The organism is Micromonospora sp. SD12, from assembly GCF_052068495.1.
Lineage (GTDB): Bacteria > Actinomycetota > Actinomycetes > Mycobacteriales > Micromonosporaceae > Micromonospora > Micromonospora echinofusca.
On record NZ_JBQHDF010000009.1, the window covers coordinates 212696 to 226384 of the forward strand.

The window sequence follows — 13689 nt, forward strand, 5'->3', positions numbered from 1 at the left end:
GATGAGGGGCAGGGCTCGACGGCTGCCTGCGACCCGGACACCAGGGCGGCGACAGGGGGCCGGGACGTGGAATCGAAGCAGCGCGCCGAACCGGCGGGCGCCGGCGTGGCCGTCGACCTCTTCGCCGGCGACGATCCGACCAGCGCCGCGCACCGGGCCACCGACTGGGCGGCCACTCCCCTGGGTCCGGTGGAGACCTGGCCGCCGGAGCTGTGCGCGGCGGTGCGCACCGTGCTGCCGTCGAAGATCCCGATGCTGCTGTGGTGGGGCCCCGAGCTGGTGCAGATCTTCAACCACGCGTACACGCCGGTCCTCGGCGACAAGTACCCGGCCGCGATCGGTCAGCCGGGCGCGCGGTGCTGGCAGGAGGTCTGGGCCGAGTTGGGTCCGCTGACCGACCAGGTGCTCGCCGGCCACGGCGCCACGTACGCGGAGAACCAACTGCTGATGCTCGACCGGCACGGCTACCTGGAGGAGACGTACTGGACCTTCTCCTACAGCCCGGTGCGCGCCGACGCCGGCCGGATCCCCGGCATCTTCGTGGCCACCACGGACGTCACCGCGCGGGTGCTGGGTGACCGGCGGCTGGAGACGCTGCGCGAGCTGGGTTCGGTCTCGATCGCGGCGGCGGACACCACCCGCGACGCCGTGCGGGCGTCGGCCCGGGTCCTGACCGGCAGCCCGGCCGACCTGCCCGCCGTGATGATCTACCTGCGCCGCGAGGGGACGACGCCGCACGAGGGGCCGGCCGCAGCCGGCGACCGTGGAGAAGCCGGCCCCGGACCGGACGGCGGCGCGTCGGAGGACGCGGACGAACTGGTCCTGGCCGCCTCGGTCGGCGTGGCCGACGACGCCGCCGCGAGCGCCGGGTGGCTGGCGCAGATCGGCGAGGTCGCGCGGACCGGCCGCCCCGCGCGGGTCCGGGGCGTGGCCCTGCCCGGCGACCCCCGCGCACACGCCGGGGCGGTCGTCGGGGTGCCCGTGGACGAGGTGGTGGTGCTGCCCCTGCCGGCCACCGGACAGGCCCGCCCGACCGGCGTGCTGGTCGCCGGCGTCAGCCCCTTCCGCAGGCTGGACGAGGCGTACGCCGGCTTCCTCGACCTGGTGTCCAGCCGGGTCTCGACGGCGCTGGGCGACGTGCTGGCGTACGAGGCGCAGCGCCGCCGGGCCGCGGCCCTGGCCGAGCTGGACGCGGCGAAGACGGAGTTCTTCACCGACGTCAGCCACGAGCTGCGCACCCCGCTGACACTGATCGCCGGGCCGGTGCGCGAGAGCCTCGCCGACCGCCGCGAGCCGCTCCCGCCGGGCCAGCGCGAACGCCTGGAGCTGGTGCACCGCAACACCGGCCGACTGCGCAAGCTCGTCAACGACATGCTCGACTTCGCCCGCATGGAGGGCGGCCGGCTGGACCCGGAACGCGTGGAGACCGACCTTCCGGCGCTCACCGCCGGCGTCGCCGAGTCCTTCGCGTACGCCATGCGCGAGGCCGGGCTGACCTACCGGGTCGAGGTGGAGGCGCTGCCGCGCACCGCGTACGTGGACCGCGACATGTGGGAGAAGGTGGTCGTCAACCTGCTCTCCAACGCCCTGAAGTACACCCTGGCCGGCACGGTGCGCCTGCGGCTGCGCGGCGACGGCGAACGCGTCACGCTGTCCGTCGACGACACCGGCGTCGGTGTCCCCGCCGACCAGCAGCCGCTGCTGTTCCGCCGCTTCCACCGCGTACGCGGCGCCGGCGGCCGGTCGCAGGAGGGCACCGGCATCGGGTTGGCGCTGGTGCAGGAGATGGCCAGTCTGCACGGCGGCGAGGTCAGCGTGCGCTCGGTCGAGGGCGAGGGCTCGACGTTCACCGTCCGCCTGCCGTACGGCCGGGCCACCGCCACCGCCACCGCCACGCGCCGCGAGCGGGCCCACGAGCCGGCACACGAGGCGTACGTCGCCGAGGCCCTGCGCTGGCTGCCGGAGGCCGCGCCCGCCCCCACGGACCGGGCCGACGACGACGCCCGGGACGCCGCCACGGTGCTGGTGGTCGACGACAACGCCGACCTGCGCGCCTTCCTGGCGAGCCTGCTCGCGCCCCACCACCGGGTCGTCGTCGCGGCCGACGGCCGGGAGGCGCTCGACCGCATCGCCGATCGGGTGCCGGACCTGGTGCTGACCGACGTGATGATGCCCCGCCTCGACGGTTTCGGGCTGGTCCGGGCGCTGCGCGCCGACCGGCGTACGGCCGGGTTGCCGATCATCGTGCTCTCCGCCCGCGCCGGCGAGGAGGCGGCGGTGGAGGGACTGCGGACCGGGGCCGACGACTACCTGGCCAAGCCGTTCTCCTCCGAGGAACTGCTGGCCCGGGTGGGCGCGCACCTGGAGCTGGCCCGGTTACGCAACGAGGAGGCGACCTGGCGGGCGGCGCTCATCGAGTCGTTGCAGGACGCGTTCGCCGTGGTCGACGCCGACGGGGCGCTGATCGAGGCGAACGAGGCGTTCTGCCGCCTGGTCGGCGCCGACCGGCTGGCGACACCGGTCGCGCCGCCGCACGCCTGGTGGCCGGAGGCCGACGCCGCGCCCGCCGACCGACTGCTGCTGCTCGACGTGCTGCGTGCCGCGCGGGACTCCGACCGGGGGCGGGTCACCGTGCCGCTGCGGCACGCCGACGGGCAGCGGATCTGGGCCGAGGCGGTCTACAACTCGCTGCGCGAGCCGCGAACCGGCCGCCGCCTCTACGTCGCCACGCTGCGTGAGGTGACCGCCGAGGTCCGGGCCGCCGCGCGACAGTCCGCCCTGGCCGCGCTCTCCGGCCGGCTCGCCCGCGCCACCGACGTGGCCGAGGTGCTCGACGCCGGCCTCTCCGAGCTGTGCACCCTGCTGGACGGCACGCGCGGCCTGGCGGTCTGCGCCGACGCCGCCGGCACGCCGCTGGTGGTGACCCAGGGACTGACGCTGACCCGGCAGGTGCAGCGGGCCCTCGACGGGCTGCCCGCGGACGGCGACCCGCAGCTGGCCGTCGACGACGCGGGTCGGGTCACCGCGATCGGGGCCCGCATCGAGCCGGGCGGGGCACCCGGCGGGGTGTGGCTGGAACTGGATCCGCCCCGGTCGGTACCGACGGTGGACCGGCCGCTGGTGCGGCAGCTCTGCGCCGCGCTGGCCCAGGCGCTGGTCCGCGCGCGGGCCTTCGAGACCCAGCGGACGGTCGCCCTGGCCATGCAGCGGGCGATGCTCGGCCCGGTCGACCTGCCGGCCGGGTTCGCGACCCGCTACCAGCCGGCGGTGGCGCCGCTCGAGGTCGGCGGAGACTGGTACGACGTGGTGCAGCTTCCCAGCGACCTCGTCGGCGTGGTGGTGGGCGACGTGGTGGGGCGGGGCCTGCCCGCCGCCACCGTGATGGGTCAGCTGCGCAGCGCCTCACGCGCCCTGCTCCTGCAGGCCAAGAGCCCCGCCGAGGTGCTCAGCGCGCTGGACGACTTCGCCCGCATGGTGCCCGGCGGCGCCTGCACCACCGTCTTCTGCGCCATCATCGACCGCTCGCTGGGCCTGCTCCGCTACTCGTCGGCGGGCCACCCGCCGGGCATCCTGGTGCACCCGGACGGCTCCGCCGAGCTGCTGACCCGCGCCGGTTCGGTGCCGCTGGCCAGCGTCGCGGTGCCCGGCCGGCCGGAGGCCGGGGCGCGACTGCGGCCCGGGTCGACGCTGCTGCTCTACACCGACGGGCTCATCGAGCGCCGCCGGGAACTGATCGACGCCGGCATCTCCCGGGCCGTCGCCGCGCTCACCCAGGGCCGCGAGCTGCCCGAGGGGGCACTGGCCGACCGGATGGTCCGGGACCTGCTGCCCGACACCCGCAACGACGACGTGGCGGTGCTGGTCTACCGGCACCGCGAGCCGGCGGCCTTCGACGCGACGCTGACTGCCGACCCGGGGCAGCTCGCGCCGACCCGCGAGGCGCTGCGGGAGTGGCTCACCGGCCTCGGCATCGGCGAGGCCGACGTCGACGCGGCGCTGATCGCGGCCGGCGAGGCGTGCGCCAACGCGATCGAGCACGGCTACCGGTTCGCCCCGGACGTGTCCGTCACCGTACGGGGGCGGCTGCGCGCCGACCGGCTGGAGATGGTGGTCACCGACACCGGCGGCTGGCGGGAGGCGACCCCCGACGACGGAGAGCGCGGCCGAGGTCAGCTGATCATGACCCGGCTGATGGACGAGGCCACCGTGGACGGCAGCGCCGACGGCACCACCGTACGCCTGGTCAAGCGCGTCTCCGGCGCGTGACCGCCGGCCCGGCCTGCTGGCCGGTTCCGGCTGAAGCTGCACGCGTTCGACGAGGCCGCCCTGGGGCGGCTCACCGACGCCCTCGGCCTGGCCGCCGAGGTGCACCGTGACGACCGGCGGGTACGCGAGCCCTACCTGAACCACCTGCTGCAGGTGGCGATCCGATTGATCGAGATGCGTAGCGCGCAGACCTCCGGCCTTAGCCATGGGGATAGTGCGTCGACCGCAGGCGGACAGTATATAGCGGTGGGCTGTATGCTGTCGGGGTGTCCGTCACGCTGCGGTCGAACAGCAACGTCGTCTTCCAGTGCGCCTTCCATGTGGTGTGGTGCTCGAAGTATCGGCGCGGGGTGCTCGACGGCCAGATCGAGAAACGCCTCAAGCAGCTCATCCGGGAGGTTGTTGAGGAGAAAGGGGCGTGGCTGGCGGCCCTGGAGGTCATGCCGGACCATGTCCATCTGCTGGTGGAGGTGGACCCGCAGTATGGCGTTCATAAGCTTGTCAAGGCGATCAAGGCAAGGACCTCGCGGGTGCTGCGGGAGGAGTTTGCGTCGCTGCGTTCGCGGCTGCCGACTTTGTGGACCAACTCGTACTTCGTGGCGACCACGGGCGGCGACCCGCTGGCGGCCGTGCAGCGGTATGTCGAGCAGCAGAAGGGCCGCTGAGTGCTGACCGGCCGCCGTTACCTGCTCGCGTTCACCGCCGAGCAGGTCGCCTACGCCGAGCGGGTGGGAGCGGCGTGTCGGGCGGTGTGGAACACCGCGTTGGAGCAGCGCCGTGAGTACCGTCGTCGTGGCGGATTCATCGGCTACGTCGAGCAGGCTCGGCAAATGGCCGAGGCCAAGAAGGACCCGCACTGCGCGTGGTTGGCCGATGCTCCGTCCCACACGTTGCAGCAGACGTTGCGGGACCTGGAACGGGCCTGCAAGACGCACGGCACGTGGAAGGTGCGGTGGCGGTCCAAGTCGCGTACCGCGCCGTCGTTCCGGTTTCCCGACCCGAACCACATCACTGTGCGCCGGCTCAACAGGCGGTGGGGTGAGGTGCGCCTGCCGAAGTTCGGTCCAGTGCGGTTCCGCTGGACCCGGCCGCTCGGCGGCACCATCCGTAACGCTACGGTCAGCCGGTCCGGTGCGGGCTGGCACATTTCGTTCTGCGTCGAGGACAGCGTGAGCGAGGCGGCGCCGAACGGTATGCCGCCGGTCGGAGTCGATCGGGGTGTGGCCGTGGCGGTCGCCACCTCCGACGACGAAGTGTGGAACCAGGAATTCGTCACGCCGGGCGAGGCGGTGAGGCTCAAGCGGTTGCAGCGACAGTTGTCCCGGTCGTTGCGCGTGCACGGCCGTAACCGCCGGTCGGGCCGCCGCGACGCGGCGCGTGCAGCACTTGCCCGTCTCCACGCCCGTATCCATGACCGGCGTGCGGACTTCGCCGCGCGCACCGCCGTGCGGCTTGTCCGTACCCACGGCACGGTCGTCGTGGAGGACCTGCGGATCAGGAACATGACCGCCAGCGTCAAGGGCACCATCGAGGAACCCGGCCGCAACGTTCGGCAGAAGGCTGGCCTCAATCGGGCCATCCTCGCCAAGGGCTGGGGCGGGTTTCTGCTCAGGCTGGAGCACACCGCCCGGTACCACGGGGCGCAGATTGTCAAGGTCAACCCCGCGTACACGTCGCAGGCCTGTCACGCCTGCAAGCATGTCGCCCGGGAGTCCCGCGAGAGCCAAGCGGTCTTCCGGTGCGTCGCCTGCGGGCACCAGGACAACGCCGACGTGAACGCGGCCAAGAACATTCTCGCCGCCGGGCTGGCGGTGACAGGGCGTGGAGACCTCGCCATTGGGCGGTCTGCGAAGCGTCAACCGCCCGAACGGCCAGCGGCGTGAACACACCCTAGCCACGGGAATCCCCCGGCTTCAGCCGAGGGGAGGAGGTCAAGCACCACTACCAGGTCCGACGACGTCGACGTGATCGCCGCCGGCCTGTTGCACGACGCCGTGGAGGACCACCCCGACGAGCTGGCAGGCGAGCACGCCGGCGAGGACGCCACCGCCGCCGCCCTGGCCGTGCTCGCGCAGCGGTTCGGCCCGCGGGTGGCCCGCCTGGTCGGCGCGGTCACCAATCCGGCGTACGACCCGGGCCGGGACAAGCACGTCCAGTACCGGGAGCACGTGGCGGCCAGCCTCGACCGGGAGCCATGGGCGCGGGTCATCAAGATCTCCGACTTCACGGACAACGGGGTGGGTGTCATCCACACCGTCGGGCCGAAGGTGACCTCGTCGGCGCGCAAGTACCGCCCGCTCGTACCGGTCTACCGGGACCTCGTCACCAGGGCGGACACTCCCCTGTCGGCGCCGAGGAGCACATCATCGGCCAGCTCGACCTGGCCGAGGAACGCTTCAGCGCCTCCTCGACGAACCACCCCACCCGAACTGACCGCGTCAGCGGTACTTCGGTCCCGGTCCGGATCAGTCCGGGAGGTGCACGGTCCGGGTGGGTTCGGCGAGCACCGCGCGCGCCGCCGGCAGGTCGGCCAGCCGCGCGGCCAGGGTCGCCACCGCCAGCCGTTCGGGCAGCGCGGCGCTGAACTTGAGCCCGGCGAGGGCCTTCTCGGTGACGTCCGGAAGGCAGAGCCGCTCGGCGGCGTCGGCCATGGCCGACCGGCGACACGGAGCTCGAGCGAGGCTGGGAGGTGGTCAAGCGCGGTCTTCGGCGGTTGATTCCGCTGCTGCAGACGCATCTCGGTCTGACCAGATCCGACCCGCTGCCCTCCATGATCGTGTTGATCCCGTTGGTGGTGCTTCTCGGCGAGCGCACGGACGACACGGTCGACAAGGAAACGTCCAACGGCATCGTCTACTGGCTTCTGCTCGCCACCATCCGGACCAGCTACAGCGGCTCCACCGACACCAGGCTGAGCCAGGACATCCGTGCCGCTCGGCAGGCAGATCCCGTCCGCGCGCTGCTGGAAGGCCTCAACGTCGAGAACTCCCGCGCCGAGGTCACCGAGCGGGCGTTGCGGGGCCGGACGAAGGAGAGTCCCTACTTCTTCCTCAGCCTGCTCGTGGCCATGGCCCGGGACGCACGCGACTGGTGGTACGACGCCGACATCCTTCCCGGCACGAAGGACGCGCCCAAGCTCGAGCACCACCACGTTCACCCGCCGTCGACCCTCGACGACCCACGGTTCGACAAGGGCATGGTCAACGATCTCGCCAACCTGGTGTTCATCTCCGCCCAGGCCAACAAGAAGATCAACGGTCGGAGCCCGGCTGAGTACTTCCCCGAGCTGAACGAGGACGACCTGCGGGCACACCTCGTGCCGCTCGACGAGTCGCTACGGGACGCGAACGGCTACCAGCGGTTCCCGAACACGCGTCGGTCTCTCCTGGCAGAGGCGATGAACGCGCTCCTGGACCGCTTCCGGCCGTCCTTCCTGGACGAGGTGCCCATCGAGAACGCCGACCCGAGTGCCGGTCTCTCGCTCGATCTGGCGCTCTACGGCAGCGTCCGCGACGGTGGCCGAATCGTCTTCACGGCGTCCGGTGACGGCATCTCCTGGGCTGGCTGGGCCAGCATGGCCGAGTTGGACAACGCGATCGAGTCCGCGCGCATCGCGGGCATCGACAGCGACGTGACGATCGGGGGCGAGTCCGTCCCAGTCGAGATGATCGAGGATTCGTTGCAGGTGCACATCGGCCCGTTCCTCGTCACGGGCACGCCGGAGGAGTGGCGGACGGTCTTCGACCGGGAGCTCGACACGTCCCAGCCACTTTCCGCGTTGCCCCGGGTCGAAGCGAAGCAGTGGGACGGAGAGCCCATCAAGTTCCCCATCACCAGCACGGACTGACCGGCACATCCACTCTGAGAAGGAGGCCTCATGACGACAGCATGGATCGTGCGGGCCGGCCGTGACGACAGCTACGACGAACTAGCCCTCGACAAGAGTCTCATCGCGGTCGGCTGGTCGGCTGCGGGAGATCTCACGGAAACCGCGTCCGCCACGGAGATCCGCGAGCGTGTCCGGGCCGCCTACCCGGATGTCGAGCGGCGCACGGTGGAGAACTACGCCATCCAACTGGTCGCGTTTCGAACGAAGATGTCCGAGGGTGACATCGTGCTCTTCCTCCGACGGGCCAGCCCCGACGTCGCTGTCGGCCGGGTGACCGGGCCCTACGAGTACCGGACCGACCTTCCCTCGGGAATCCGCCACGCGCGGGCCGTGCGGTGGTCCCGCACCGACATTCCTCGGGCGTCGGTGGAACGGGAAGTGCTCGCTCTACCGTCGCTGACCACCGTCTACCGGATCAACCAGGCCGACAGCGTCGCTCGACTCGATCGGCTTCTGGGGTTCGACGCACCGGCGACGGTGCTCGCCGACGAGCCTGTCACCGCCGCCCCACTCGGCCACGATGACGACTCCGCGCCGTTCAAGAACCTGCGGCGGAACCTGGACTACGCACGTAGCCTCGCCACCGCAGGCCAGCACCTGGACCAGCTCAAGGTGGGGGCGTTCGAGGTCTCTGACGTGTTCCGGGCAGCCTGGGTGCAGAGCGTCGCCGCACTGGACCACTGGGTCCGACAGGAGATCCGGGCACGGATGTTGGAGCTGGTCGCGCAGCCCACGGCCCAGAAGCCCAGAGCGTTCTTGGCCTTTCAAATCTCGCTCGGCCTGGTCGAGCAGGTCCAGCTCGGCACGAAGACGCTCGTGGAAGCCCTCGACCAGCAGTTGCGCGATCAGGGCCACCTCGTCTACCAGAACCCGGACAAGATCCGCGAAGGCTTCGGTCTCGTCCACGATGTCAAGGGCTTCTGGGACCGGGTGGCGCGGGTGCTCACCGAGCAGAGCGGTGACGGCGTCACCTGCACCGGCAAGGACGTGCAGGAGCAGCTCCGGCAGATCGTGCAACGCCGCCACAAGATCGCCCACGAGTACGACGAGGATCCTGAGGGTCCCAATCAGAAGCGCCCGATCGACGGGGCCGGCGCCACGCAGACGATCGACTACATCGAGCAGGTCGCCGCCGCGATCCTCGAGGTCCTCAACACCCCCGAGCCCGCCGCTGGGTGAGGCGCACCGTCGTCATGCGCTGCCGGGGTCTGCCGGCCTTCGCCACGCCGCTCCGCACGCCTCGGGCTGTGGTCAGTCCTCGCCGTCGAGAAGCGGGCGAAGCTGATCGAGCAGGTGTGCCCGGCTGACGTTGCGCGGCAGGTCGATCTTCAGGTCGATGTCCGGCCCTTTGACTGTCAGGACGACTGAGGGCCGAGGATCCCGCAATCGCCAGTTGCGGATCGCGGCGGCCAGGGCTCCCAACTGCGGCTGAAGCGCCGCGAGGGTGGCGAGGTTCGCCAGTACGGCGACGCCCTCGATGGCGAGGGTCACCGCCGACACGTCCCGGACGCCCTCGTAGGGCAGGTCGAGTTCGTCGATGACCTCGGCCGGCAACAGCAGTTTGATGCTCGTCACTTCTCACCTCTCACCAGGCTGGCGATCTGCTCACGGATTGGCTCCTCCAGGTCATGCAGCGACGTCGACGCCGAGTTCCCGCAGAAGAAGCCCTGCACATGGTGGATTCCCAGGTCGTAGATCTGCTTGAGGCTGATCGGCGCCGCGTCGTCGTAGCCCTCGACGATGACAGGCCGTGGGGTGTGCGCGTGCCCGAGGTCGGTAGCGTGCCGGGCCACCCGCGCCACCAGCGCGAGTTCCTCCATGGCCAGGGGGTGGTGGAGCACCGCGCGGTCGACTTTGATCTGGGTCAGCGGCAGCTCCGCCATCCGGGCCAGCGAGGCGTACCCGACGCCGAAGTCGTCGACGGCGAAGGTGATCCGGAGGTCCCGCGCCAGGGTGGTCAGCCGACGGTGGAAGTAGGCAAGCGGTTCCTGCAGCCACCGCTCACCCGGCCCGGGCTCGATGGCATCCTGTTCGGAAATCTCCAGCGTGAGGGTCCGCGGGTTCATGTCGGCCTCGATGAGGGCCTTGCTCACCTGGGCCAGGTATGCGTCGCTGAGCAGCGAGCGGACGGCGACGTTGACCGATAACGGCTTCGTGCCCTGGTACGAGGCGGCGGCGTCCGCGGCGTCGTAGGAGTGGATCGCCTTGGTGAGCAGAAGGGCGTCCCGTTCGATGATGAAGCGGTCGCCCCAGGCGTACGCCATCTGCAGGGCGCTGAGCGGAGCGCGGGTCTCGTGGTCTCCGCGGCGCGCAAGTGCCTCGAAGCTCTGGATGCTCACGCCCGTCCGCCGCAGGGCCAGCTCGACGACGGGCTGGAACACCATGAACATGGAGCCGACCAGCTTCTGGTAGAGGCTGAAGGCGTACTCGTAGAGGTTCAGCGGCAGCCGGCCGAAGGCGGTCCGTAGCGCGGTCATCACCCGCATCTCGGCGTGGAGCGGGTCGCCCAGGAAGTTGGCGTCGCACATCGCCCGCAGCATCACGGCGAGCGGCTCCCCCATGTCGAGCAGCGCAGGAGCTGGATCGACCACGGTCAACGCCAGGACCTTGTCGTCCTCGTGGAGGAGCGGGACGCAGAGAATCCGACGACCCGCGTCGTTCGAGACGATGTGGCCGGGCATCCCAGTCCGATACTTGATGGCATCGGCGGAGCTGAGCTCCAACAACGGCCGCAGCTCCTCCTTGTCAAAGCGCGGAGTCGCGTTGACCACACGAATGGCGGTGCCGGAGAACTCCACCACCGCTACCGACTCGGCCCCCAGGGCGTACCGCATGATCTCCACCCGGTCGGCGTATCCGGTCTGCTGCGGCGACTGCACCGGGCGGGTCTCCGACCGGAACACCCGGCCGAGAAGCTGCAGGATGGAGCTGGACTGGTCTTCGAGCGGGCTCTTGCAGGGCCGCGTGGTGCCCGGGTTGGCCGGTGAACTGAGCGACTGGCGGTCGTGTCGGGATACCGGCGGCTGCGCCAGCACGGTGGTCGGACCCCACATTTGCACGAGCTGGACCGGCGGCGGTTCGATCCCCTGCTCGGCCACGAATGTCGCCATCTGCCCGAACGACACGCGCCCGCCGTCGTCAGCGGCCTCACCGCGCAGCGCGCGCAGCAGATGGTGGGTCAGGACCCCGTGGCCGTACTCCTCGCTCTCCCTGGCGGCGGAGCCGCTCCGGCAGGCGAGCAGGGCGCTGTGCCGGTCGATCTGGGTGCGGTAGGTCTGCATCGCCTCCGCGTGGCGAAGGTCTGCGTCGAGGTAGACCCCCGCCTGGCAGCAGTCGAGAATGAGGAAGGACGCGCCGGCGAAGGTCTCGAAGACGTCCCGTTTGAGGTAGGTCATCCGCAGGCCGTTGTCCGGCTCGCGTCGGAGGCCGTCCGGGTCGAGGTCCGCCGTGACGAGGTATGCGTCGAGCTGGTTGCTCCACTCGGGCACCAGTGCGTGACCGGCGAAGTACACCAGCAGCACGTCGGAGGGACCCGAGTCCAGCGCCAGTTCGCGAAGCTTGGTCTTGATGCCGTGCCAGTCGGCGTCTGCGCCGATGTACATGGTGACGTCGCCGTCGTCGAAGGTCCCGATCGTCTCGTCGAGCAGCATGCCCCGGATCGCCTGGGCGTCGGCCTCCGCGTAGCGCAGCGCCGGCAGGTGTACGTCGCGCCCGCCCTGGTTCACCCCGATCAGGACCGCCCGCCGTCTGCTCGGTGCCATCCGTAACCCCCATACGATGATCCGTCCGCGCTTACGTCGCGAAATCAGAGCAGCGCTCACAGTGACACTATCGACTCTCCCAGGGATGTTGATCTGACCGCCGAGTCAGATACCCGTCGTTGTCGATCAGCCGTCGTCGTGCCTCGACACGGCAGGATGAGTCAATGCGAGCTTGGGGGGCCGGAGTTCGGACCCAGTGCAGCGCTCGACCGGCGATCAGCCGTTCAGGTGCTCTCCCTGTCGGAGGTGCCGGCACGGGCCCGCGCCGTAGGCGTGACTACGTCGACCGGCCGTTCGGGTAGACGATGCGGAACCCGAGGTGCTGCGCCAACGGCGCCCATCGCGGTGACTTTACGAGCCGTTCGACGCTGTCAATCCTGACGCCGTTGACCATGTTGTTCAGGACGACCGTTTCGAACGCCGCAGACTCGATCCAGTCGATGTCCTTCGTAAACCCGCACAGCATCGCCGCTTTGGTCTCTCGCAGGAACTCGCCGAGGGTCGTAGCGGAGGCCCGCAGTGCCGAGCAGCTTCCGAAGTAGAGGCGCTTGCCATCACACTGGCCCGACACCCAGCTGGCGATCTCCGACAGCCCGACGGTGTGTGAGTCGGAGAGCTGCAAACGGGTTGGCGCCCCGTGCAGCGCGAAGAAACCTACCCGGTAGGCGGAGTACTTGCGAGACAGCCACCGCTCCAGGTAGTAGCGGAGCTCCTGGGGGGTGGCGGTGTCGCGGTGAATAAACCGGATGCTGCCCAGCCGGTCGAGCAATTCGAGGGTCGGCAGCACCGAGCCTCGCTCCGCGAGGTCGTCGGCCCATTGGCCCTCAAAGCAGAAGACACCACCCGGCTTCGCCACGTCTTCTCCCCTCGTTGGTACCAGGTGCTGACCTTAGCGAAGCCGATCAGCTTTCGTGTACCGCTGACGGTCACGGTTCGGACGCCGGCGGCGGCACTGGTCGAACCAATCGGACGAAGCCTGCAGGCGCTGCTTTCAATACGCTCCATCTTCATCCGCGCGTGCAGAGCAGCGATCTCGACACAGTTTGATGGAGACCACGTGTCCAAGTACGACGCTCTGCGAGATCACCTTCGGCGGCGGACAAGCGAGGTACGGTACCCGCTCGACGAAGTTTCAGAACTGGTGCCGGGTGGGCTACCCCAATCGGCCTACCGGTACGAGGCGTGGTGGGCCAACGGCGACCAGACACATCCGCACAGCCGGGCCTGGGGAGACGCCGGCTTCACCGCTCATCCCGACCTCACCCGCCGAGCAGTGAGATTCGTGCCGAAGCCGAGGGCGTCGCGGTGACAAGCGAGCCAGCGTGTGCGCCGTTTGCGGGAGAACCTCCCTCGCGTGAGACGTACATCCTCAACCACGGGTTCCAGTTCAATCCTGAGGCCTGGCGGCGACGGTTGCCGGACTCGATCGACCTGCCGGCCTGGTTAGAGGACCGCCCTCGGCTCGGCCGCTGGCCACGCATCACACGCGGGGACCTGCTGCAGGCGGGCACCGCCGCACACACCGGCCGCGCGGCCATCGACATTCTGATCGGGGCGTACGTATGGGGTAGCGGGCTGCCCGGCGGGCGAGGGCCGGCCCGCCTGCGCAAAGTGTTCGATCTCAACAACGGTGACACGGAGCGGTGAGTTCCCCCCGCTTTGATGGAGCGGTGGTTACCTGCTCCGGCTGGTGCCGGGATGGCGATAGGTGGCTCAGCTGGTTGCGTCTGGCGGCTGTGCCAGGCGGTCTCGTACTCGTTCGGGCTGAGGTAG

General features: G+C 70.3%; 11 protein-coding genes and 2 pseudogenes. 9 read left to right on the top strand and 4 right to left on the bottom strand.

What is annotated here, in order from left to right:
• Nucleotides 1-66: 66 nt before the first annotated feature.
• From ACTMS2_RS19550 to ACTMS2_RS19570, 5 genes and pseudogenes are all read left to right on the top strand, one after another.
• Nucleotides 67-4266: a SpoIIE family protein phosphatase gene (locus ACTMS2_RS19550; protein ID WP_441176674.1), complete on the top strand. Its 4200-nt coding sequence runs from the start codon at nucleotides 67-69 to the stop codon at nucleotides 4264-4266.
• A gap of 30 nt (nucleotides 4267-4296) precedes the next feature.
• Nucleotides 4297-4437: pseudogene (locus ACTMS2_RS19555) on the top strand (HD domain-containing protein); the annotation flags it as partial.
• Nucleotides 4438-4532: 95 nt separating this feature from the next.
• On the top strand, nucleotides 4533-4931 hold the full coding sequence (gene tnpA, locus ACTMS2_RS19560; RefSeq protein WP_441176675.1) for an IS200/IS605 family transposase: 399 nt from the start codon (nucleotides 4533-4535) through the stop codon (nucleotides 4929-4931).
• Nucleotides 4932-6149, top strand: coding sequence for an RNA-guided endonuclease InsQ/TnpB family protein (locus tag ACTMS2_RS19565; RefSeq protein WP_441176676.1), 1218 nt, complete (start codon nucleotides 4932-4934; stop codon nucleotides 6147-6149).
• A 53-nt stretch (nucleotides 6150-6202) separates the two neighbouring features.
• Nucleotides 6203-6670 (top strand): annotated as a pseudogene (locus ACTMS2_RS19570) (HD domain-containing protein); the annotation flags it as partial.
• A gap of 61 nt (nucleotides 6671-6731) precedes the next feature.
• On the opposite strand, the gene ACTMS2_RS19575 reads toward ACTMS2_RS19570, so the two are convergent.
• Nucleotides 6732-6917, bottom strand: coding sequence for a hypothetical protein (locus tag ACTMS2_RS19575; RefSeq protein ID WP_441176677.1), 186 nt, complete (start codon nucleotides 6915-6917; stop codon nucleotides 6732-6734).
• Between the two features lie 38 nt (nucleotides 6918-6955).
• Between ACTMS2_RS19575 and ACTMS2_RS19580 the strand changes: the two genes are divergently transcribed.
• Nucleotides 6956-8113 (top strand): hypothetical protein, encoded by a 1158-nt coding sequence (locus tag ACTMS2_RS19580; RefSeq protein WP_441176678.1) that lies wholly within the window; start codon nucleotides 6956-6958, stop codon nucleotides 8111-8113.
• Between the two features lie 30 nt (nucleotides 8114-8143).
• Complete coding sequence (locus ACTMS2_RS19585) at nucleotides 8144-9334, top strand: restriction endonuclease (protein ID WP_441176679.1); 1191 nt, start codon at nucleotides 8144-8146, stop codon at nucleotides 9332-9334.
• Between the two features lie 72 nt (nucleotides 9335-9406).
• Here ACTMS2_RS19585 and ACTMS2_RS19590 read toward each other — a convergent pair whose 3' ends face one another.
• The 3 genes from ACTMS2_RS19590 to ACTMS2_RS19600 all read right to left on the bottom strand — a co-directional run bounded on the left by ACTMS2_RS19590 (nucleotide 9407) and on the right by ACTMS2_RS19600 (nucleotide 12772).
• A complete protein-coding gene (locus tag ACTMS2_RS19590; RefSeq protein ID WP_441176680.1) occupies nucleotides 9407-9730 on the bottom strand; it encodes a hypothetical protein in 324 nt (107 codons plus the stop codon).
• Entirely contained in the window at nucleotides 9727-11976 is a 2250-nt protein-coding gene (locus ACTMS2_RS19595; RefSeq protein ID WP_441176681.1) for an EAL domain-containing protein, read from the bottom strand. The genes ACTMS2_RS19590 and ACTMS2_RS19595 overlap by 4 nt, the downstream gene beginning before the upstream one ends.
• A 217-nt stretch (nucleotides 11977-12193) precedes the next feature.
• On the bottom strand, nucleotides 12194-12772 hold the full coding sequence (locus ACTMS2_RS19600) for a DUF6642 family protein (RefSeq protein WP_357720543.1): 579 nt from the start codon (nucleotides 12770-12772) through the stop codon (nucleotides 12194-12196).
• 201 nt (nucleotides 12773-12973) lie between these two features.
• On the opposite strand from ACTMS2_RS19600, the gene ACTMS2_RS19605 reads away from it, so the two are divergent.
• Nucleotides 12974-13225, top strand: coding sequence for a DUF7662 domain-containing protein (locus ACTMS2_RS19605; protein WP_441176694.1), 252 nt, complete (start codon nucleotides 12974-12976; stop codon nucleotides 13223-13225).
• The gene (locus tag ACTMS2_RS19610) at nucleotides 13222-13563 is read left to right on the top strand and encodes an 8-oxoguanine DNA glycosylase OGG fold protein (RefSeq protein ID WP_441176682.1); all 342 of its coding nucleotides are present in this window, start codon (nucleotides 13222-13224) and stop codon (nucleotides 13561-13563) included. Before ACTMS2_RS19605 ends, ACTMS2_RS19610 begins: the two co-directional genes overlap by 4 nt.
• Nucleotides 13564-13689: the final 126 nt, after the last annotated feature.

What these genes read in the sequence shown, in the direction of transcription:
- ACTMS2_RS19575 (WP_441176677.1), bottom strand. Translation starts at nt 6,917, where the DNA reads ATGGCCGACGCCGCCGAGCGGCTCTGCCTTCCGGACGTCACCGAGAAG.
- ACTMS2_RS19585 (WP_441176679.1), top strand. Translation starts at nt 8,144, where the DNA reads ATGACGACAGCATGGATCGTGCGGGCCGGCCGTGACGACAGCTACGAC.